This is a genomic window from Pseudomonas sp. 2848 (assembly GCF_003253945.1).
Lineage (GTDB): Bacteria > Pseudomonadota > Gammaproteobacteria > Pseudomonadales > Pseudomonadaceae > Aquipseudomonas.
The window spans coordinates 88,026-108,603 of the sequence record NZ_QKZD01000003.1 but is presented as its reverse complement, the minus strand read 5'-3'; the positions used below and the strand labels follow the sequence as shown (position 1 = coordinate 108,603).

Annotated in this window: 16 protein-coding genes; 15 read left to right on the top strand and 1 reads right to left on the bottom strand. The window is 64.5% G+C overall.

Features of this window, described 5'->3' with window-relative positions:
* Positions 1-14: 14 nt before the first annotated feature.
* Positions 15-1,133 carry a polysaccharide deacetylase family protein gene (locus DFS21_RS07655; RefSeq protein WP_111532167.1) on the bottom strand — a complete coding sequence of 373 codons (1,119 nt, stop codon included), beginning with the start codon at positions 1,131-1,133 and terminating at the stop codon, positions 15-17.
* Positions 1,134-1,282: 149 nt separating this feature from the next.
* On the opposite strand from DFS21_RS07655, the gene yaaA reads away from it, so the two are divergent.
* From yaaA to DFS21_RS07580, 15 genes are all read left to right on the top strand, one after another.
* Entirely contained in the window at positions 1,283-2,062 is a 780-nt protein-coding gene (gene yaaA, locus DFS21_RS07650; protein ID WP_110699963.1) for a peroxide stress protein YaaA, read from the top strand.
* Between the two features lie 791 nt (positions 2,063-2,853).
* Positions 2,854-4,170 (top strand): nucleotide sugar dehydrogenase, encoded by a 1,317-nt coding sequence (locus tag DFS21_RS07645; RefSeq protein WP_102682091.1) that lies wholly within the window; start codon positions 2,854-2,856, stop codon positions 4,168-4,170.
* A gap of 71 nt (positions 4,171-4,241) precedes the next feature.
* Positions 4,242-5,723 (top strand): glycosyltransferase family 2 protein, encoded by a 1,482-nt coding sequence (locus DFS21_RS07640; RefSeq protein WP_173862416.1) that lies wholly within the window; start codon positions 4,242-4,244, stop codon positions 5,721-5,723.
* 34 nt (positions 5,724-5,757) lie between these two features.
* The gene (locus DFS21_RS07635) at positions 5,758-6,924 is read left to right on the top strand and encodes an alginate biosynthesis protein Alg44 (RefSeq protein ID WP_110699968.1); all 1,167 of its coding nucleotides are present in this window, start codon (positions 5,758-5,760) and stop codon (positions 6,922-6,924) included.
* 12 nt (positions 6,925-6,936) lie between these two features.
* Positions 6,937-8,469: an alginate biosynthesis TPR repeat lipoprotein AlgK gene (algK, locus tag DFS21_RS07630; protein WP_256591268.1), complete on the top strand. Its 1,533-nt coding sequence runs from the start codon at positions 6,937-6,939 to the stop codon at positions 8,467-8,469.
* Complete coding sequence (locus DFS21_RS07625) at positions 8,466-9,944, top strand: alginate export family protein (protein ID WP_110699972.1); 1,479 nt, start codon at positions 8,466-8,468, stop codon at positions 9,942-9,944. Before algK ends, DFS21_RS07625 begins: the two co-directional genes overlap by 4 nt.
* An 18-nt stretch (positions 9,945-9,962) precedes the next feature.
* Positions 9,963-11,519: a mannuronan 5-epimerase AlgG gene (algG, locus tag DFS21_RS07620; protein ID WP_110699974.1), complete on the top strand. Its 1,557-nt coding sequence runs from the start codon at positions 9,963-9,965 to the stop codon at positions 11,517-11,519.
* A gap of 13 nt (positions 11,520-11,532) precedes the next feature.
* Positions 11,533-12,975 (top strand): alginate O-acetyltransferase, encoded by a 1,443-nt coding sequence (locus DFS21_RS07615; RefSeq protein ID WP_111532084.1) that lies wholly within the window; start codon positions 11,533-11,535, stop codon positions 12,973-12,975.
* A gap of 7 nt (positions 12,976-12,982) precedes the next feature.
* Positions 12,983-14,086, top strand: a complete 1,104-nt coding sequence (locus DFS21_RS07610) for a mannuronate-specific alginate lyase (RefSeq protein ID WP_111532083.1) — start codon at positions 12,983-12,985, stop codon at positions 14,084-14,086.
* Positions 14,087-14,209: 123 nt separating this feature from the next.
* A complete protein-coding gene (locus DFS21_RS07605; RefSeq protein WP_102682099.1) occupies positions 14,210-15,667 on the top strand; it encodes an MBOAT family protein in 1,458 nt (485 codons plus the stop codon).
* Between the two features lie 10 nt (positions 15,668-15,677).
* Positions 15,678-16,838 carry an alginate O-acetyltransferase gene (locus tag DFS21_RS07600; protein WP_111532082.1) on the top strand — a complete coding sequence of 387 codons (1,161 nt, stop codon included), beginning with the start codon at positions 15,678-15,680 and terminating at the stop codon, positions 16,836-16,838.
* A 20-nt stretch (positions 16,839-16,858) separates the two neighbouring features.
* Positions 16,859-17,506, top strand: a complete 648-nt coding sequence (locus DFS21_RS07595; protein ID WP_111532081.1) for an alginate O-acetyltransferase AlgF — start codon at positions 16,859-16,861, stop codon at positions 17,504-17,506.
* Between the two features lie 35 nt (positions 17,507-17,541).
* Positions 17,542-18,996 carry a mannose-1-phosphate guanylyltransferase/mannose-6-phosphate isomerase gene (locus DFS21_RS07590; RefSeq protein ID WP_111532080.1) on the top strand — a complete coding sequence of 485 codons (1,455 nt, stop codon included), beginning with the start codon at positions 17,542-17,544 and terminating at the stop codon, positions 18,994-18,996.
* Positions 18,997-19,138: 142 nt separating this feature from the next.
* Positions 19,139-19,603, top strand: a complete 465-nt coding sequence (locus tag DFS21_RS07585) for a multidrug transporter (protein ID WP_102682166.1) — start codon at positions 19,139-19,141, stop codon at positions 19,601-19,603.
* A 118-nt stretch (positions 19,604-19,721) separates the two neighbouring features.
* On the top strand, positions 19,722-20,546 hold the full coding sequence (locus DFS21_RS07580; RefSeq protein ID WP_111532079.1) for an SDR family oxidoreductase: 825 nt from the start codon (positions 19,722-19,724) through the stop codon (positions 20,544-20,546).
* Positions 20,547-20,578: the final 32 nt, after the last annotated feature.

Genomic DNA, 20,578 nt, shown 5'->3' with positions numbered 1-20,578 from the left:
CCCCCGGCCCCTGCCTACCCCCGCCGTGCGTACTCCCGACACCCTTCCCAACCGATCCCGCTCTGGGCCGTGTGCTGCAACAACCACTCCAGCGCCGGCTGGGCCTTGGGCAAGCCATCACGGAACTGGATCACCCCCTTGCGCCACAGCAGCATCAACGTCAGCACCCGCTGCGCCGAGGCCTCGGCGGTCAGCGGCCCGTCATCCTGGGCGTCGATGTCCCACAGAGAAACCCGCAGTTGCTGGCTGTCCAGGAACGCTTCGCCATCGGCGCGTCGCTGGCCATAGGGCGGACGGAACAACGGTACATACTGTTCGGCCAAGTCGGCCTGCACCCGCGCCTGGCTGCGCCGCAGCGAGTCCTGCCAATCCTGCCACTGGGCATGAGAGCGGTATTCCCAGCCCTGGATACCCACGCACTGGCCGGCATACAGATCGCCCAGCGGGCCGGCATCGCGGCGTTGCTGCAGGCGATTGCCGAGCACGAAGAAAATCCCGTCGAGCTTCTGCCGACGCAGGTAGTCAGCCAGCGCATCGGTGCTACCGCCCTGAGGGGCAGGGCCGCTGACGAAGGTCAGCAGGAACATCCGGTCATTGAGTTCCTCGCCATTGCGCTCACGATCGGAGAGCTTGGCCACTTCGCTGGTGGTCTGCGGGAACAGCGCGGCCTTGCGCAGTTGCTCATCCAGGTAACGGGTATGAAACTGATGACTGGGCTCAACCCACTCGGTGTAGAACGAGCCGACATCATCGGCGAAAACGGCCGCCTGCGTGCGTAGATCCGCCATGGACTCAACCGGGTAGCAGAACGAGGCATCCTGCTCGCAGCTCTGCTGCGCCTGTTGATAACTGGTCCACAGGCGCTGCCACATACGAGCACGCACGGCCCGCACGACGCTCAGGTTGACCTGGCGCAGGCCAAGGCGGCTCTTCAACGCCGGCTCGTCGAGCATCTCGCTTTCATGCAGCACGCGGGCGAACGACAGGATTTCCGCCCGCGACGCCACGTCGAACAGCGCCGGGCTGTTCAGTTGCTCGGGCCACAGGTCACGGTCGAAACTGACGAAATTCGCCGGGGCCGCCTGCGCACCCAGGCTCAGCAGCCCGGCGAACAGGGCAAACGCGATACGCACGATGTGCATTCTCCTTGAAGGCATGCCGCGCACTATAACGCGACGCCCGCCGCTTGCCTGTGGCGATGTTCGCTGACTATCGTCGCCATAGTTTGGCGTTGCGCCGGCAGCCCCGTAGAATTCGCCCGACGATTCCAGGAGCCGACCCGATGCTGACGGTGATTTCCCCCGCCAAGACCCTCGACTACGACACCCCGCCGGTGACCCAGCGCCACACCCTGCCCCAGTACCTGGACGATTCCCAGGAACTGATCGTGCAACTGCGCGAGCTGTCGCCGGCGCAGATCGCCGAGCTGATGCACCTCTCCGACAAGCTCGCCGGCCTCAACGCCGCGCGTTTCGGCAGCTGGACCCCAGACTTCACCCCGGCCAACGCCAAGCAGGCGCTGCTGGCGTTCAAGGGTGACGTCTACACCGGGCTCGATGCCGAAAGCCTGGGCGAGGACGATTTCAGCTATGCCCAGGATCACCTGCGCATGCTCTCGGGCCTGTACGGCCTGCTGCGCCCGCTGGACCTGATGCAACCCTACCGCCTGGAAATGGGTACCAAGCTGGCCAACGCCCGCGGCAAGGACCTGTATGCCTTCTGGGGCACGCGCATCAGCGAGTGGCTGAACCAGGCCCTGGCCGACCAGGGCGACGACGTGCTGCTGAACCTGGCCAGCAACGAGTACTTCAGCGCGGTGAAGAAAAGCGCCCTGAAGGCACGGGTGATCGACGTCGACTTCAAGGACCTGAAGAACGGCCAGTACAAGATCATCAGTTTCTATGCCAAGAAAGCCCGCGGGATGATGAGCCGCTTCGTGATCCAGGAGCGGGTCAACGACCCGGAGCAGCTCAAGCACTTCGATGCGCAGGGCTACTACTACAGCGCGGAGCAGTCCAAACCCGACCACCTGGTATTCCTGCGCGATCACGCTGAGGGCTGATTTTTTCAGCGCCGCTTTGCAGCTCATCGCGGGGCAAGCCCGCGATGAGCCCATCAGCCCTGCAACGGGGCACGCTGCAAAACGCCATCAGCCAAAATTCCAGCGTCAATAAATCATCAGTCACATCCTTATCGCAAAACGCCATAAGACCGTTCGTAGTTTTTTGACGATTTTTGAAAAATATTTTCGCATGCTGGCATATAACCATCCCCCTGGGATTTCGCCCTTTATATACGGGGACGAAACTGTGGCGTGCTATCAGATTGAAAGTATTTTCCTCTGAAAAAATATTTAGAAATCTTTCACCGTGGCGGAACCGCCCCAGGAACTTCTGCTACGCCCAATGGCTCATAGCACCCGTAACGAGTTTCAAGCGCTGAGCGTGAGAAATGACTTACAGATGACAAAGGGCCGCTATTCACAATCGGCCCCACAACTTCAACGGCGGTACAGGAAGTGCCTGAAGCCATTATCCATGCAGGAGAGAAGCGCCCCTAAAATTCGTCCTAGTGGTTGATTTCAAAGGATTTATCCACTTGAAAGAACAAGCACAGCAATTCGCGAATGGCGATTTGCAATAAAGACGGCTGCATTTCAGGGCACGCCTTTTAAATATTGGCCTTTGACTGCCAACTTTGAGTGCATAACTTTTTGCGCTCCGGATTTATTCATGCCTGCGTTCGGTGAAGTGTCAATTCGCCATGGAACCGTGCGCCCGAAAACTGCTGGTCAATCAACCCGGTCGGCTCTTCGCTGAAGGGCTGGCGTGATAAACACACGAGGTGAATGCGATGCGTATCAGCATCTTTGGTTTGGGTTATGTGGGTGCAGTCTGTGCCGGTTGCCTGTCGGCACGAGGCCATGACGTGATTGGGGTGGACGTGTCCAGCACCAAGATCGACCTGATCAACCAGGGCAAGTCGCCCATTGTCGAACCGGGCCTGGAAGCTCTGCTGCAGCAAGGCATCGCCAAAGGCCGCCTGCGTGGCACCACCGACTTCGCCGAAGCCATCCGCGCCAGCGATGTGTCGATGATCTGCGTCGGCACGCCGAGCAAGAAGAACGGCGACCTGGGCCTGGAGTATATCGAGTCGGTGTGCCGCGAGATCGGCTACGTGCTGCGCGACACCGACCGCCGTCACACCATCGTGGTACGCAGCACCGTGCTGCCGGGCACCGTCAAGAACGTGGTGATCCCGATCCTCGAGGACTGCTCGGGCAAGAAGGCCGGTGTCGATTTCGGCGTGGCGGTCAACCCCGAGTTCCTGCGCGAAAGCACCGCGATCAAGGACTACGACCACCCACCAATGACCGTCATCGGCGAACTGGACAGCGCCAGCGGCGATGTCCTGCAAGCCCTGTACGAAGAACTCGATGCCCCGGTGATCCGCAAGCCGATCGAAGTGGCCGAGATGATCAAGTACACCTGCAACGTCTGGCACGCGACCAAGGTCACCTTCGCCAACGAGATCGGCAATATCGCCAAGGCAGTCGGCGTCGATGGTCGCGATGTGATGGACGTGGTCTGCCAGGACAAGGTGCTCAACCTGTCGCAGTACTACATGCGCCCCGGCTTCGCCTTCGGTGGCTCGTGCCTGCCCAAGGACGTGCGCGCCCTCACCTACCGCGCCTCGAGCCTGGACGTGAAGGCGCCGCTGCTCGACTCGCTGATGCGCAGCAACGAGTCCCAGGTGCAGAACGCCTTCGACATCATCGAAAGCCACGACAAGCGCAAGGTCGCCCTGCTCGGCCTGTCGTTCAAGGCCGGTACCGACGACCTGCGCGAAAGCCCACTGGTGGAGCTGGCCGAGCGCCTGATCGGCAAGGGCTACCAGCTGGACATCTACGACCAGAACGTCGAGTACGCCCGGGTGCACGGCGCCAACAAGGAATACATCGAATCGAAGATTCCGCATGTGTCCTCCTTGCTCAACGCCAACTTCGAGCAGGTGGTGAACGACGCCGACATCATCGTGCTGGGCAACCGTGATGAGAAGTTCCGCGCCCTGGCCCAACAGGCACCGGCCGGCAAGCAAGTGATCGACCTGGTCGGCTTCATGAGCAAGCCGACCTGCACCACCAGCCGCACCGAAGGCATCTGCTGGTAAACCCGGTCGGGCGGCGCGTCCCTCCCCAGCGCGCCGCCCTCCCCACCCCGAATTCTCGACGGATGCCGAACATGCAAAGGTTCCAGACAGTGCTGTTGCAGTGCGCCGGCTGGCTGCTCTACATGAGCCTGCTCATGCTGATCGCCCTGGCCCTGCCCAGCGATATCTTCGATTCGCAGTCGAAGCACTTCATCTTCCTGGTCGGCGCTGTCGGCATCTGGCGCTACTCCATGGGCGCCACCCATTTCATCCGCGGCATGATCTTCCTCTACCTGGTCTACCCATACCTACGCCGCAAGGTGCAGAAGCTCGGCAAGGCCGCCGACCCGTCGCATGTGTACCTGATGGTCACCAGCTTTCGCATCGATGCGCTGACCACTGCCCAGGTGTACAGCTCGGTGATCCGCGAGGCGATCGACTGCGGCTTCCCCACCACGGTGGTCTGCTCGCTGGTGGAGAAGTCCGACGAGCTGCTGGTCAAGAGCCTGTGGGCCAAGTACAACCCGCCCGGACACGTCACTCTGGACATCGTGCGCATCGCCGGCACTGGCAAGCGCGATGGCCTGGCCTATGGCTTTCGCGCCATCTCGCGGATGCTCCCGGACGACAACGCCGTGGTGGCGGTGATCGACGGCGACACCGTGCTGGCCGAAGGCGTGGTACGCAAGACCGTGCCGTGGTTCAAGCTCTACCCCAACGTCGGCGGCCTGACCACCAACGAGTTCTGCGAAGTGCGCGGCGGCTACATCATGAGCGAATGGCACAAGCTGCGCTTCGCCCAGCGCCACATCAACATGTGCTCCATGGCCCTGAGCAAGCGCGTGCTGACCATGACCGGACGCATGTCGATGTTTCGCGCCAGCGTGGTGACCAACCCCGAGTTCATCGCCGACGTCGAAAGCGACTCGCTGATGCACTGGCGACTGGGCCGCTTCAAGTTCCTTACCGGCGACGACAAGTCCAGCTGGTTCAGCCTGATGCGCCTGGGCTACGACACCTTCTACGTGCCTGACGCGGCGATCAACACGGTGGAGCACCCGCCGGAGAAAAGCTTCGTCAAGGCCAGCCGCAAGCTGATGTACCGCTGGTACGGCAACAACCTGCGGCAGAACTCCCGCGCCCTGGGCCTGGGCCTCAAGCGCCTGGGGCTGTTCACCAGCATCGTCCTGCTCGACCAGCGCGTGTCGATGTGGACCAGCCTGCTGGGCCTGACCGTGGCGGTGATCGCCAGCTTCAAGTTCGGCCTGCAGTTCCTGCTGGTGTACCTGCTGTGGATCGGCATCACCCGCCTGATCCTCACCATCATGCTGCTGTGCTCGGGCCACAACGTAGGCCCCGCCTACCCGCTGATTCTCTATTACAACCAGATCGTCGGCGCGGTGATGAAGATCTACGTGTTCTTCCGCCTCGACAAGCAGTCCTGGACCCGCCAGCCCACTGCCCTCAAGCGCGACCTCGCAAGTTTTCAACAATGGTTCAACACCTGGTCCTCGCGGACCATGACCTTCTCGGCCGCGAGCATCTTCGTCGCCGTGCTGTTCATGGTCGTGTGAGCCCCCGGATCGGATAACAGGAACGAATATCGCCATGAATACCGCCGTGAACGTCAACGTCGTGCATGAATCCGAAGCGCAGCGCCAGCATGCCCGGGTGCGCATTCCCGCCAAGCTGCGCTACCTGGATGGCAACCGCGAACCGCACGAGGTGAAGGTTGACGACCTGTCCGCCGGGGGCCTGTCCTTCCATGCGCCAAAGCCCCTGGCCGAAGGCGAAGTGCTGCGCGGCCGCCTGCAGTTCGTGGTCGACAACCTCGGCCTGTCGATGGACGTCGAGCTGCTGGTACGCACCAGCAGCCGCGACACCGGCCGCACCGGCACCGAGTTCCAGAACCTGGAGCCACGCGACATCGCCACCCTGCGCCATATCATCACCAGCCACCTGTCCGGCGAGCTGATCAGCGTCGGCGACGTGCTCAGCACCCTGCAGCGCGACAACTTCACCAAGGCGCGCAAGCAGAAGGACGGAGGCTCGGGCTTGTCCGCCTTCGGCCGCCTGCGCGCGGTCACCGTCACCGCCGGGGTGTTCGTGGTCGGCCTGGTGGCCTTCGGTTTCGTCGCCAAGTCGCTGTATGGCCTGTACTTCGTCAGCCATGCCGAGGCCGGCGTGGTCGCGGTGCCCACCACCAACGTCACCATGCCCCGCGACGGCAGCGTGCAGAGCCTGGTGGAAAACGGCGCGAGCGTGGCCAAGGGCGCGCCACTGGCAACCTTCAACACCAGCATGCTCGATTTGCTCAAGGGCCACCTGGACGACTCGCAACTGGAGCCGGCCAAGGTCGAGGAGCTGTTCGGCAAGCAGCTCTCCGGCACCCTTACCAGCCCGTGCGACTGCGTAGTCTCGCGCCAGCTGGTGGATGACGGCCAGTACGCCAGCAAGGGCCAGCCGGTGTTCGCGCTGATCCCGCGTACCAGCACCCCGACCATCGAAGCGCGCTTCAGCTATCGCCAGTTCGACGAAGTGAAACCGGGCACCCGGGTCAACTTCCAGATCGCCGGCGAGGATGAAGTACGCAGCGGCCGCATCACCGGCAGCTCGAGCCTGGACACCGACAACCTGGCCTCCGATATCCGCGTGCAGATCAAGCCCGACGGCGGCCTGCCGGCCGAACTCGCCGGCCGCCCTGCCTCGGTCAACAGCGACCGTGGCCCGTCGTTGAACTGGCTGATCGACAAGGCCGTGGCCCGCGGGCTGTAAGAGGATCGGATAATGACCAGCAGACACCCCGATATCTGTGGGAGCCGGCTTGCCGGCGATCGAGTGCGCAGCACTCGCCCAGCGGATGCAGCGCCTGCACTGGCCTCTCGCCGGCAAGCCGGCTCCCACAGGGACAGCTTGCGCCTGGGGGCATGCGCCCTGGCCGCCGCCATTACCCTGGCCGGCTGCGCCGGCCTGCCCGACCAGCGCCTGGCCAACGAAGCGCTCAAGCGCGGCGACACCGCCACCGCCGAACGCAACTACAAGGCCCTCGCCGACCTTGGCTACAGCGACGCCCAGGTCGGCCTGGCGGACATCCAGGTCGGCACCCGCGACCCGGCCAAGCTCAAGCAAGCCGAAGCCACCTACCGCGCCGCCGCCGCCACCTCGCCCCGTGCCCAGGCGCGCCTCGGCCGCCTGCTGGTGGCCAAGCCCGACAGCACCCAGGCCGAGCGCGAAGAGGCCGAGACCCTGCTCAAGCTCGCGGCGCGACAAGGTGAGACGAACACCCTGATCCCGCTGGCGATGCTCTACCTGCAATACCCGCAGAGCTTCCCCAACGTCAACGCCCAGCAACAGATCGACCAGTGGCGCGCCGCCGGCAACCCCGAAGCCGGCCTGGCCCAGGTGCTGCTGTACCGCACCCAGGGCACCTACGACCAGCATCTGGGCGAGGTGGAGAAGATCTGCAAGGCCGCGCTGTCGACTACCGACATCTGCTACGTGGAACTGGCCACCGTCTACCAGAAACGCGCCCAGCCCGAGCAGCAGGCCGCCTTGCTTGAGCAGCTCAAGGCCGCCCATGCCCGCGGCGCCGTGCCCGCCACCCGGGTCGACAGCGTCGCCCGCGTGCTGGCCGACCGCAGCCTGGGCCAGACCGACGAGAAGACCGCCAAGGACCTGCTCGAGCAGGTCGCACCGGCCAACCCGGCATCCTGGGTGAACCTGGCGCAGCTGCTTTACGACTTCCCCGAACTGGGCGACACCGACCAGTTGCTGGCCTACATCGACAAGGGCCGCGAAGCCGAGCAGCCACGCGCCGAACTGCTGCTGGGCCGCCTGTACTACGAAGGCAAGACCGTGCCGGCCGATGCGGCCAAGGCACAGGAGCACCTGCAGGCTGCCGCCGACGCCGGCGAGGTCAGCGCCGACTACTACCTCGGCCAGCTGTACCGCCGTGGCTACCTGGGCCAGGTCGAACCGCAGAAAGCCGTGGACCACCTGCTCGCCGCCGCCCGCGGAGGCCAGAACAGCGCCGACTACGCCCTGGCCCAGCTGTTCAGCGAAGGCCACGGTATCCGCCCGGCCCCGACCAATGCCTGGGTGTTCGCGCAGCTCTCCCAGGCCAACCCGACCCCACAGTCGGCCGAACTGCTGCAACAGCTCGACCAGCAGCTCACGCCCGACCAGCGCAGCCAGGCGCAAACCCTGCTGGCGCAGGAAAAGCAGGCGCGCGGCAGCATGGCCCAGGGCGCCAACAGCACCCTGGCCATCGAAGCGCTGCAGGACGAGAAAGAAGAAGTAGACGCCGAGGACTCGCTATGACGCTCAACCCCTTCGTGAAAGCCGGCATCGGCCTGGGCTTCGCCTTGTTGTGGTCGATGCCGACCCTGGCCGCCGAGACCGCGCAGAAGAACTTCGGCCTCGACGTGAAGATCACCGGCCAGTCCGAGGACGACCGCGACCTGGGCACCCGCTCCGGCGGCGATGTCAACGGCCTCGGCCTTGACCTGCGTCCCTGGGTGTACGGCGAGCGCGGCAACTGGAGCGCCTTCGCCATGGGCCAGGCGGTGGCCGCCACCGACATCATCGAGACCGACACCCTGCGCCAGAACGACGACGGCACAACCAGCGACAACGGCGACGACAGCCGCAAGCCGGACAAGAGCTACCTGGCCATGCGCGAATTCTGGATCGGCTACAGCGGCCTGACCCCCTACCCCGGCGAGCAGCTGCGCTTCGGCCGCCAGCGCCTGCGCAGCGACGACGGCATGTGGCGCGACACCAATATCGAGGCGCTGAACTGGACCTTCGACACCACCCTGCTCAAGGCCGACCTCGGCGTTGCCCAGCGCTTCAGCGAATACCGCACCGACCTCACCGAGCTGGCCCCCGAAGACAAGGACCGCACCCATGTCTACGGCAACGTTGCCACGCAATGGACACCCGGCCACTGGGTTGGCCTGCGTGCCCACCACAGCCATGACGGCGGCAGCCTGAAGCGCCCCGGCGAAACCGTCGACGCCCTCGACAAGACCCGCACCGGCGACCTCACCTGGCTGGGTCTGGAAGCCAACAGCGACGCCTACAACTGGCGCAACGACCACACCGTCAACTACTGGGGCAGCGTCACCTGGCTGACCGGCGACCGCGACACCCTCAGCAGCCAGGCAGTCGGCAACGATCAGGTCGCCACTGGCAAGCAGAGCGGCGACGTCAACGCCTGGGCCACCGACCTCGGCATCCGCCTGCGCCTCGACCCGCAGTGGCAGGTCGGCGCGGCCTACGCCCGAGGCAGCGGCGGCGGTGGCAGCGACGGCTCGAACAACTTCGAGCAGACCGGCCTTGAGAGCAACCGCTCCAACTTCACCGGCACCCGCTCGCGCGTGCACCGCTTCGGCGAGGCGTTCCGCGGCGAGTTGGGCAACCTGCAGGCGGCCACCCTGTTCGCCTCCTGGCAGCTGCGCGAAGACTACGACGCCAGCTTCATCTACCACAAGTTCTGGCGCGTCGACGGCAAGCAGAACATCGGCTCCAGCGGCATCAACGCGGTGGTCGACGACGGCGGCATCAGCCGCCCGCTGGTGCAGGGCGAGAAAGACCTCGGCCAGGAAATGGACGTGGTCGTGACCAAATACTTCAAGCAGGGCCTGCTGCCGGCCTCGATCAGCCAGTCGATCGACGAACCGTCGGCCCTGGTGCGCCTGCGCGCCGGTGTGTTCAAGCCGGGCGACGCCTACGGCAAAGAAGCCGACTCGTACATGCACCGCGCCTTCGTCGACGTGATCTGGCGCTACTGAGGCCGGGAGAGGATAGCCATGAACCTGCACCCGAACCTTCGCCACAGCCTGCTCGCCAGCGCCCTGCTGCTGGCCGGCGGCCTTGCCCAGGCCGCCGAGCCCGAAATGGCCAAAGGGCTGCAACAGGCCAAGACCTATACCGTCTCCAGCGCGCCGATCGAGCCGCTGAAGATGGACCCGCCCAAGCTGCCCGACCTGTCCGGCTACACCGCACAGGCCGTGCAGCAGAAGATCGACCGCCGGCACAAGGGCAAGGTCAGCGTGCGCCGCATGCTTCAGGAGGACACCCTCAAGGAGTTCATCGGCGGCGACAACAAGGGCGCCGAATGGGTACGCCGCCAGCACGGCATTCCCCAGGCGATCTTCGTCGATGACGGCCACGTCGACCTGGTGGAGCTGAGTAAGAAGGTCCCCAGCCAGTACCTGCGTGAAACCGCACCGGGCGTGTACCTGGCGCGCCTGCCGATCGTGGTCGGGCGCAAGGGCGTGCTGGAGATCGACGGCAAGGTCAAGGAACTGCGCCTGTCCGAGGAAGGCGGTTCGTTCATCGTCAACGACGGCAAGCTGTTCGTCAGCGATACCCAGGTCACTGGATGGCGCGAGCAGGCCAATGGCCCGGCGACCTTCCGCAAGCCCGACGAATTCCGCCCATTCCTGCTCAGCTGGGGCGGCACCGAGACCTACATCGTCAACAGCAAGATGGCCAGCTTCGGCTACGCCAAATCCAAGTCCTATGGCGTGAGCATCTCGCAGTACACGCCGAACATGGCCAAGCAGATGGGCCGCCCGGAACCCACCGGCTGGATCATCGGTTCCGAGTTCAGCGACATGTGGTACGGCTTCTACTGCTATGAGACCCAGGACTTCGTGATCAAGGACTCGACCTACCGCGACAACATCGTCTACGGCATCGACCCCCACGACCGCTCGCACCGCCTGATCATCGCCGGCAACACCGTGTACGGCACCAAGAAGAAGCACGGGATCATCGTCTCCCGTGAGGTCAACGACAGCTGGATCATCAACAACAAGAGCTACGACAACAAGCTCTCGGGGGTGGTGATCGACCGTAACAGCGTCAACAACCTGATCGCCTACAACGAGATCTACCGCAACCACACCGACGGCATCACCCTGTACGAGAGCGGTGACAACCTGATCTGGGGCAACAAGCTGATCAACAACCGCCGCCACGGCATCCGCGTGCGCAACAGCGTGAACATCCGCCTGTACGAGAACGTCGCCATGGCCAACGGCCTGGTGGGCGTGTACGGCCATATCAAGGACCTCTCCGACACCGACCGCGACATTGCCCTCGACCCGTTCGACACCAAGGTGTCGCTGATCGTGGTCGGCGGCGAGCTGGCGGCCAACGGCTCGGGCCCGCTGTCGATCGATTCGCCGCTGTCGGTGGAGTTGTACAAGGTGTCGATGCTGATGCCGCGCAAGGCCAACGGCATCAGCTTCAACGGCGTGCTCGGCGAGCGCCAGGACGAAATCCTCGACCTGCTGGTGCGCCAGCAGAAGGCCGTGCTGATCGACCCGGTCGAACGCCAGACCGAAATGATCGACTAAGGAAGCCCAGACCATGACTCCACACCTGATGAAACTGCTGGGCCTGTCCGCCGCCCTCCTGGCCATCAGCCAGGGCGTGCGCGCCGAAGACGTCAAGGCACCGACCTTCAGCGCCGAACCGTGCTGCCAGCTATGCCCCGAGGCTCACGACGCCAGCCGCTACACCACGCGCTACCAGCAGAACTTCACCACCCTGGTGCAAGCCCAGGGCGACTGGCTGTTCCGTACCCGTGAGGACCTGCGCACCGAGTTCGACACCACCCCGGGCGGCTACAAGCGCCTGCAGCAAGTGCACGACGCGTTCAAGAAGCGTGGTGTCGAGCTGGTGGTGGTGTACCAGCCGACCCGCGGCCTGGTGAACCGCAACATGCTCAACCCCGAAGAGAAGGCCGCCTTCGATTACCAGAAGGCGCTGCGCAACTACCAGGCCATGCTCCAGCGCTTCGCCAGGATGGGCTACAACGTGCCCGACCTGTCGCCGCTGACCAACGAGCAACTGGCCGCCGCCGACCAGGGCAAGGACTTCTACTTCCGCGGCGACCAGCACTGGACGCCCTACGGCGCCGAGCGCGCGGCAAAGATCGTGGCCGACACGGTGCACAAGATGCCGGCCTTCGAAGGCATCCCGCGCAAGGAGTTCGAGACCAGGAAGTCCGGGCGCATGGGCAAGACCGGCACCCTGCACAACGTCGCCGGCCAGCTGTGCGGCACCAGCTATGCGGTGCAGTACATGGACCAGTTCGCCACCGAACCGAAGGGCGCCGCCGGCGGCGACGACCTGTTCGGCGATTCGGGCAACGCGCAGATCACCCTGGTGGGCACCAGCCACAGCGGCAAGAACTACAACTTCTCGGGCTTCCTCGAGCAGTACATCGGCGCCGATGTGCTCAACGTCGCCTTCCCCGGCGGCGGCCTGGAAGGCTCGATGATCCAGTACCTGGGCAGCGAGGAATTCCTGAACAACCCGCCGAAGATCCTGGTCTGGGAGTTCTCGCCGCTGTACCGCCTCGACCAGGAAACCATCTGGCGGCAGATCCTCGGCCTGCTCGACGATGGCTGTGACGATCGCCCGGCACAGATGAGCGCCAGCGCCACCCTCAAGCCCGGCAAGAACGAGCTGATGGTCAATGGCAAGAACGGCGTGATCAAGGACCTGGTCAACCGCAACCACCAGCTCGACATCAAGTTCGAGGACACCTCGGTGAAGGTGTTGCAGGCCACCCTGTGGTACCTCAACGGCCGCCACGAGGACATCAAGATCGAGAAGCCCGAGACCTCCGACACCGACGGGCGCTTCGTCTTCCAGATGCGCGAGGACGAAGACTGGGCAGGCCAGAACCTGCTCGCCCTGGAGGTACAAGGGCCAGAAAGCGGTACGCAGAAAGTCGAAGCCAAACTCTGCAAACGCAACAACTTCGCCAGCCCCGCGCAGCACACCGCGCAAGCTGGCCAGTGAGGCGACCATGACCACCATAAGCAGCAAGACCGCACCCGCCCTGCTCGCCCTCGCCCTGTTCGGCGGCGCGGCGCAGGCCGCGCTGGTGCCGCCCCAGGGTTACTACGAGGGCATCGAGAAGCTCAAGACCGGCGACGGCAATTTCCGCTGCGAAGCCGCGCCCAAGCCCTATACCGGCGCGCTGCAGTTCCGCAGCAAGTACGAAGGTTCGGACAAGGCCCGGGCGACGCTCAATGTCGCCTCGGAAAAAGCCTTCCGCAAATCCACCGAGGACATCACCACCCTCGAGAAAGGCGTGAGCAAGATGGTCGGCCAGTACATGCGCGATGGCCGCCCGGCGCAACTGGACTGCGCCTTGACCTGGCTCGACACCTGGGCACGGGCCGATGCGTTGATGTCCACCGATTACAACCATACCGGCAAGTCCATGCGCAAATGGGCTTTGGGCAGCATGAGCGGCTCGTGGCTGCGCCTGAAGTTCTCCAACTCGCAGCCACTGGCGGCGCACCGCGCCGAGGCCGAGCAGATCGAGAAATGGTTCGTGCGCCTGGCGCGGCAGACCGTGCGCGACTGGAGCGACCTGCCGCTGGAGAAGATCAACAACCACAGCTACTGGGCGGCCTGGTCAGTGATGGCCACCGCCGTGGCCACCGACCAGCAGGAGCTGTTCGACTGGGCGGTGAAGGAATACAAGGTCGGCGTCAACCAGGTCGACGAGCAGGGCTTCCTGCCCAACGAGGTCAAGCGCAAGCAACGCGCCCTGGCCTACCACAACTACGCCCTGCCGCCGCTGGCGATGATCGCCAGCTTCGCCCAGGCCAACGGCGTGGACCTGCGCAAGGAAAACAACTTCGCTCTGCAGCGTCTCGGCGAAGGCGTGCTGGCCGGTGCCCGCGACCCTGTTCATTTCAACACCCGCGCCGGCGTGAAACAGGACCTCAAGGACCTGAAGATCGATAGCAAGTACGCCTGGCTCGAACCGTGGTGCGCGCTGTACCAGTGCGTCGGCGACACCCTCGAGCGCAAACATGACATGCAGCCGTTCAACAGTTTCCGGCTGGGTGGCGATGTGACCCGGGTCTACGACCCGAGCGCGGAACAGAAAAAGTAACGCGATTCCCTCTGGGTGCCGGCAAACCGGCTGCCACAGGGAACTAGGTTGCCTTCCAGCTTTTTGTTGGGGGGTTTGGGGGGCGCTGTGCCCCAGGTGCTGTGCATAACTAGGAGAACCGGGATGGTCTTCTCGTCCAACGTGTTCCTGTTCCTGTTCCTGCCGGTTTTCCTCGGCTTGTACTACGTGAGCGGGAATCGCTATCGCAACCTGCTGCTGCTGGTTGCCAGCTACATCTTCTACGCCTGGTGGCGGGTGGACTTCCTCGCCCTGTTCGCCGGGGTCACCCTGTGGAACTACTGGATCGGCCTGAAAGTCGGCGCCGCCGGCGTGCGCACCAAGCCTGCGCAGCGCTGGCTGCTGCTCGGCGTGGGCGTCGACCTGTGCATCCTCGGCTACTTCAAGTACGCCAATTTCGGGGTCGACAGCCTCAACGCGATCATGACCTCGATGGGGCTGGAGCCGTTTATCCTCACCCACGTGCTGCTGCCGATCGGCATCTCGTTCTACATCTTCGAGTCGATCAGCTACATCATCGACGTGTACCGCGGCGACACCCCGGCCACGCGCAACCTGATCGACTTCGCGGCCTTCGTGGCGATCTTCCCGCACCTGATCGCCGGCCCCGTGCTGCGCTTCAAGGACCTGGTCGACCAGTTCAACAACCGCACCCACACCCTGGACAAGTTCTCCGAAGGCTGCACCCGCTTCATGCAGGGCTTCATCAAGAAAGTGTTCATCGCCGACACCCTGGCGGTGGTCGCCGACCACTGCTTCGCCCTGCAGAACCCCACCACCGGTGATGCCTGGCTCGGCGCCCTGGCCTACACCGCGCAGCTGTACTTCGACTTCTCCGGCTACAGCGACATGGCCATCGGCCTGGGCCTGATGATGGGCTTCCGCTTCATGGAAAACTTCAAGCAGCCCTACATCAGCCAGTCGATCACCGAATTCTGGCGGCGCTGGCACATCAGCCTGTCGACCTGGCTGCGCGACTACCTTTACATCACCCTGGGCGGCAACCGCAAAGGCACCTTCAACACCTACCGCAACCTGTTCCTGACCATGCTGCTGGGCGGGCTGTGGCACGGCGCCAACTTCACCTACATCATCTGGGGCGCCTGGCACGGCCTATGGCTGGCCATCGAGCGCGCGCTGGGGCTGGACACCAATCCACAGCGTTTCAACCCGGTGAAATGGGCCTTCACCTTCCTGCTGGTGGTGGTCGGCTGGGTGATCTTCCGCGCCGAGAACCTGCACGTGGCCGCCCGCATGTACGGCGCCATGTTCAGCTTCGGAGACTGGCAGCTGTCGGAAATCAACAGCGCCCAGCTCACCGGCCTGCAGGTCGCGACGCTGGTCGTCGCCTACCTCAGCCTGGCGTTCTTCGGCCTGCGTGATTTCTACCGCAACGCCAAGCCAACGCCAAAGGCAACGCCCGTGCAAATCAACGCCGACGGGTCGGTGGGGCTGGACTGGACGCGGATCATGACCCGCGCCCTGGTCCTGCTGCTGTTCGTCGCCTCGGTGCTCAAGCTCTCGGCGCAGAGCTACTCCCCGTTCCTGTACTTCCAGTTCTGAGGCCTGAATCATGAACCGGACACTTCGCATCACCTATTCGCTGTCGTTCATGGGCCTGCTGGTCGGGTTGGGCGCATGGTCGGTCGGCGGGCTGGAAAGCTTCAACCGCACCGGGCAGATGACCCTGCTCGACGGCAAGCTGGCCAAGGCCGCCGAAACCCACTACGACGAGCAATTCCCGATCAAGCGCGTCGGCACCAACCTGTGGGCCGCGCTGGACTTCAAGCTGTTCAACGAAGGCCGCCCCGGCGTGGTGCTGGGCCGCGACCAGTGGCTGTTCACCGACGAGGAATTCAACCCCACCGCCGGCGCGCAGCAACAGATGCAGGACAACCTGGCACTGGTGCGTGGGGTGCGTGACACACTGCAACGCCAGGGCGTGCAGCTGGTGCTGGCGATCGTCCCGGCCAAGGCCCGCCTCTATTCCGAATACATCGGCAAGGAGACGCCGGCCAGCCTGCACGACGACCTGTTCAACCAGTTCCACGCCCAGGCGCGCCAGGCCAATGTGTTCGCCCCCGACCTGCTGGCGCCGCTGGAGCAGGCCAAGGCCCGCGGCCAGGTGTTCCTGCGCACCGACACCCACTGGACGCCGATGGGCGCCGAAGTGGTTGCGCAATCGCTGGCCGAAGCCGTCGACCGCCAGCAGCTGCTCACCGGCGAGCCACAGGCGTACATCACCGAGGCCGGCGCCAGCGCGCCGTACAAGGGTGACCTGACCAACTTCCTGCCGTTGGACCCGCTGTTCAGCAACCTGCTGCCCACTCCCGACACCCTGCAACAACGCAAGACCCACCCGGTGCAGGCCGAGGGCGGCGAAGGTGGCGACGCGCTGTTCGACGACAGTCGCATCCCGGTGGCGCTGGTAGGCACCAGCTACAGCGCCAACCCGCACTGGAACTTCCTCGGCGCCCTGCAGCAGGCCCTGCGCAGCGACGTCGCCAACTACGCCGAAGACGGCCACGGGCCGTTGCTGCCAATGCTCAAGTACCTGCAAAGCGAAGCTTTCAAGAACGCCCCGCCACAGGTCGTGGTGTGGGAATTCCCCGAACGGTATCTGCCAATGAAGAACGACCTCAGCGCCTTCGATCCGCAGTGGATCGCGCAGCTGAAGAACTCCCGCAAATCCGAAGAAAACCTGGCCCTGTCGTCCAACCGGACGGACCACTGAAGATAGAGAGGAACACGCACATGACCACCAAGACTTCCATTGCCAAAGCCCTCACCCTCGCCGCCGGCCTGTCCCTGGCCTCGATGCAGGCCTTCGCCGGCGCCGATGCCGCCCTCTATGGCCCGAGCGCGCCGAAGGGCTCGACCTTCGTGCGCCTGTACAACGCCGCCAGCAACCCCACCGCCGCCAGCGTCGGCAACACCCAGATCAAGCAGGTCGGCGCCCAGGCCAGCAGCGACTTCAGCTTCCTGCCCGGCGGCGACTACACCGCCCAGGTCGGCGGCAAGAGCGTGCCGGTCAAGCTGGCCGCCGACAAGTACTACACCCTGGTCAACAACAACGGCGGCAACCCGCAGCTGATCGAGGAGCCACCGTTCAAGAACAAGCAGAAAGCCCTGGTGCGGGTGCAGAACCTCAGCGACCAGCAACTGACCCTGAAGACCGCCGACGGCAAGACCGAAGTGGTCAAGCCGGTGGCCGCCAAGGGCCGTGGCGAACGTGAAATCAACCCGGTCAAGGTCAACCTTGCCCTGTATGCAGGCGACAAGAAGGTCGGCGACGTCAAGCCCGTCGCCCTGGAGCGCGGCGAAGCGGCCGTGCTGTATGTCACCGGTTCCGGCAACAGCCTGTCGCCGGTGTGGGTAACTCGCCCCGTGGCTAGCAACTGATCCCCCTGCCTCTAAACGACTATTGGAGAAACATGATGATCCCGGTAATTCTTTCTGGTGGTAGCGGTTCGCGTCTGTGGCCTCTGTCGCGCAAGCAGTTCCCCAAGCAGTTCCTGGCCCTGACCGGCGAACACACCCTGTTCCAGCAGACCATCGAACGCCTGGTGTTCGATGGCATGGACACCCCCATCGTGGTCTGCAACAAGGACCACAAGTTCATCGTCCAGGAGCAGCTGGCCGCGCTGAAGCTGGAAACCCAGGCCATCCTCATGGAGCCGTTCGGCCGCAACACCGCGCCGGCAGTGGCCATCACCGCGATGAAGCTGGTCAATGAAGGCCGTGACGAGCTGATGCTGGTGCTCCCGGCCGACCACGTGATCGAGGACCAGAAGGCCCTGCAGCGCGCCCTGGCCCTGGCCACCGTGGCCGCCGAGCGCGGCGAGATGGTGCTGTTCGGGGTGCCGGCGACCAAGCCCGAGACCGGCTACGGCTACATCCGTTCCAGCCAGGATTCGCTGCTGCCCGAGGGCGTGGCGCGGGTCGCGCAGTTCGTCGAGAAACCCGACGAGAAACGCGCCAACGAGTTCGTCCGCGCCGGTGGCTACTTCTGGAACAGCGGCATGTTCCTGTTCCGCGCCAGCCGCTTCCTGGAAGAGCTGAAAAAGCACGATGCGGACATCTACGACACCTGCCTGCTGGCCCTGGAGCGCAGCGACGAAGACGCCGATGTGCTGAGCATCGACGAAGCCACCTTCGCCTGCTGCCCGGACAACTCCATCGACTACGCGGTGATGGAGAAGACCCAGCGCGCCTGCGTGGTGCCGCTGTCGGCCGGCTGGAGCGACGTGGGCTGCTGGTCGTCGCTGTGGGATGTGCACGAGAAGGACGACAACGGCAACGTGACGAAGGGCGACGTGGTGGTGCAGGACAGCCACAACTGCATGATTCACGGCAATGGCAAGCTGGTGTCGGTGATTGGCCTGGAGAACATCGTGGTGGTCGAAACCAAGGACGCCATGATGATCGCCCACAAGGACAAGGTCCAAGGCGTCAAGCAACTGGTCAACACCCTCGACGCCCAGGGCCGGACCGAGACCCAGAACCACCTGGAAGTCTACCGCCCCTGGGGCTCGTACGACTCGGTGGACATGGGCGGGCGGTTCCAGGTCAAGCACATCACCGTCAAGCCGGGCGCCAGCCTGTCGCTGCAGATGCACCACCACCGCGCCGAGCACTGGATCGTGGTGTCCGGCACCGCTGAGGTGACCTGCGACGAGAACGTGTTCCTGCTGACCGAGAACCAGTCCACCTATATCCCCATCGCCTCGGTGCACCGCCTGCGCAATCCAGGCAAGATCCCGCTGGAGATCATCGAGGTGCAGTCCGGCAGCTACCTGGGCGAGGATGACATCGAGCGCTTCGAGGATGTGTATGGGCGCACCTCGACGCCGGTGGAGCGTGGGGTTTCGGTGAAGACCATCGCGCAGTAACAGCTGCGAGCTGCAAGAAAAAGCGGGGGCGCGGTGAATCGAAATGCTCGATTCGTCGCGCTCCCGCTTTTTCTTGTGGCTTGCAGCTTGCAGCTTGGCGCTCCAAGATGATCAAACCCCCGCCACCAAGGCCTGCCCCACCATGATCATCGGCGCCCTGCTCATCCTCACCTGGCTGGTCCTGCTGCTGCGTTACCCGGCCAAGGCCCTGCCGATTTCCCTGGCCGCCGTGTGCGGCCTGGGCCTGGTGGCGCTAGGGGTGGTCTGGCAGGACACCCGCGAGGCCTCGCAGCTGGCGCGCCTGGACATTCGCCTGACCTACGCCCCCGACCAGTGCCCCGCCGACCGCGCCCTGCAGGTGCGCATGAAGAACGGCAACAAGGCGCCGCTGACCGAACTGCGCTGGCGCGTGGCCGCCTATGCACCCGGCGATACCGTGAACCTTGCCGAGAATACCTATGCAGCACCCCGCTATCGCGGTCCCGGCGAATTGCAGCCGGGCGTCGAGTGGAGCGACTGCCTGCCGGTGCCGCCGCTGCGCTCGGGGTATCGGCCGCAGACCCTGGAGTTTCGTGCCGAACATCTGCAAGGTACATTCGCCAATTGAGTCCGGCCTCATCGCGGGGCAAGCCCGCTCCCACGCCTGAACTTACAACGTGGGGGCTTGCCCCGCGATGAGGCCGGTAGCCATGACACCCATGTCCAACTGAACACAGGCCCGCCCCATGCCCACCGTCCTCATCACCGGTTGTTCCAGCGGCATCGGCCGCGCCCTGGCCGACGCCTTTCGCGATGCCGGCCACGAAGTCTGGGCCACCGCTCGCAAGCCCGACAACGTCGACGCCCTGCTCGCCGCCGGCTTTGCCGCACGCCAACTGGATGTGAATGACGGCGAGGCACTGACCCGCCTGGCCGACGAGCTGGAAGACCGCCACGGCGGCCTTGATATCCTCATCAACAACGCCGGTTACGGCGCCATGGGCCCGCTGCTTGACGGCGGTGTCGAGGCCATGCGCCAACAGTTCGAAACCAATGTCTTCGCCCTGGTCGGCGTGACCCGCGCGCTGTTCCCGCTGCTGCGCCGCTCGCGTGGGCTGGTGGTGAACATCGGCAGTGTCTCGGGCGTGCTGGTCACCCCGTTCGCCGGTGCGTACTGCGCGTCGAAGGCCGCCGTGCACGGGCTGACCGATGCCTTGCGCCTGGAGCTGGCGCCGTTCGGCATTCGGGTGATGGAAGTGCAGCCGGGGGCGATCGCCTCGCAGTTCGCCAGCAATGCCCAGCAACAGGCCGAGCAGGTACTGGCGAGCGATTCGCCATGGTGGCCGTTGCGCGAACAGGTACAGGCCCGGGCGCGGGCCTCGCAGGACCGACCGACTTCGGCGGCAGTGTTTGCCCAGCGCCTGCTGGCCGCCACGCGCAAGTCGCCCGTGCCGGCGCTGGTGCGTATCGGCAATGGCAGCACGGCGTTGCCGTTGATGGCCCGGGTGCTGCCGCAGAGGCTGTTGGATTGGGTGTTGCGCAAGCGTTTCGGACTTTTGCGACCGCTCTGACGACACAAGGCATCGTGGGAGCGGGCTTGCCC

Coding starts and splice junctions, on each gene's coding strand:
- algK (WP_256591268.1), top strand. CDS start 6,937: ATGACCAGCAGACACCCCGATATCTGTGGGAGCCGGCTTGCCGGCGAT.
- DFS21_RS07610 (WP_111532083.1), top strand. CDS start 12,983: ATGACCACCATAAGCAGCAAGACCGCACCCGCCCTGCTCGCCCTCGCC.
- DFS21_RS07590 (WP_111532080.1), top strand. CDS start 17,542: ATGATCCCGGTAATTCTTTCTGGTGGTAGCGGTTCGCGTCTGTGGCCT.
- DFS21_RS07580 (WP_111532079.1), top strand. CDS start 19,722: ATGCCCACCGTCCTCATCACCGGTTGTTCCAGCGGCATCGGCCGCGCC.
- DFS21_RS07585 (WP_102682166.1), top strand. CDS start 19,139: ATGATCATCGGCGCCCTGCTCATCCTCACCTGGCTGGTCCTGCTGCTG.
- DFS21_RS07635 (WP_110699968.1), top strand. CDS start 5,758: ATGAATACCGCCGTGAACGTCAACGTCGTGCATGAATCCGAAGCGCAG.
- DFS21_RS07600 (WP_111532082.1), top strand. CDS start 15,678: ATGAACCGGACACTTCGCATCACCTATTCGCTGTCGTTCATGGGCCTG.
- DFS21_RS07595 (WP_111532081.1), top strand. CDS start 16,859: ATGACCACCAAGACTTCCATTGCCAAAGCCCTCACCCTCGCCGCCGGC.
- DFS21_RS07605 (WP_102682099.1), top strand. CDS start 14,210: ATGGTCTTCTCGTCCAACGTGTTCCTGTTCCTGTTCCTGCCGGTTTTC.
- DFS21_RS07615 (WP_111532084.1), top strand. CDS start 11,533: ATGACTCCACACCTGATGAAACTGCTGGGCCTGTCCGCCGCCCTCCTG.
- DFS21_RS07625 (WP_110699972.1), top strand. CDS start 8,466: ATGACGCTCAACCCCTTCGTGAAAGCCGGCATCGGCCTGGGCTTCGCC.
- DFS21_RS07640 (WP_173862416.1), top strand. CDS start 4,242: ATGCAAAGGTTCCAGACAGTGCTGTTGCAGTGCGCCGGCTGGCTGCTC.
- algG (WP_110699974.1), top strand. CDS start 9,963: ATGAACCTGCACCCGAACCTTCGCCACAGCCTGCTCGCCAGCGCCCTG.
- yaaA (WP_110699963.1), top strand. CDS start 1,283: ATGCTGACGGTGATTTCCCCCGCCAAGACCCTCGACTACGACACCCCG.
- DFS21_RS07645 (WP_102682091.1), top strand. CDS start 2,854: ATGCGTATCAGCATCTTTGGTTTGGGTTATGTGGGTGCAGTCTGTGCC.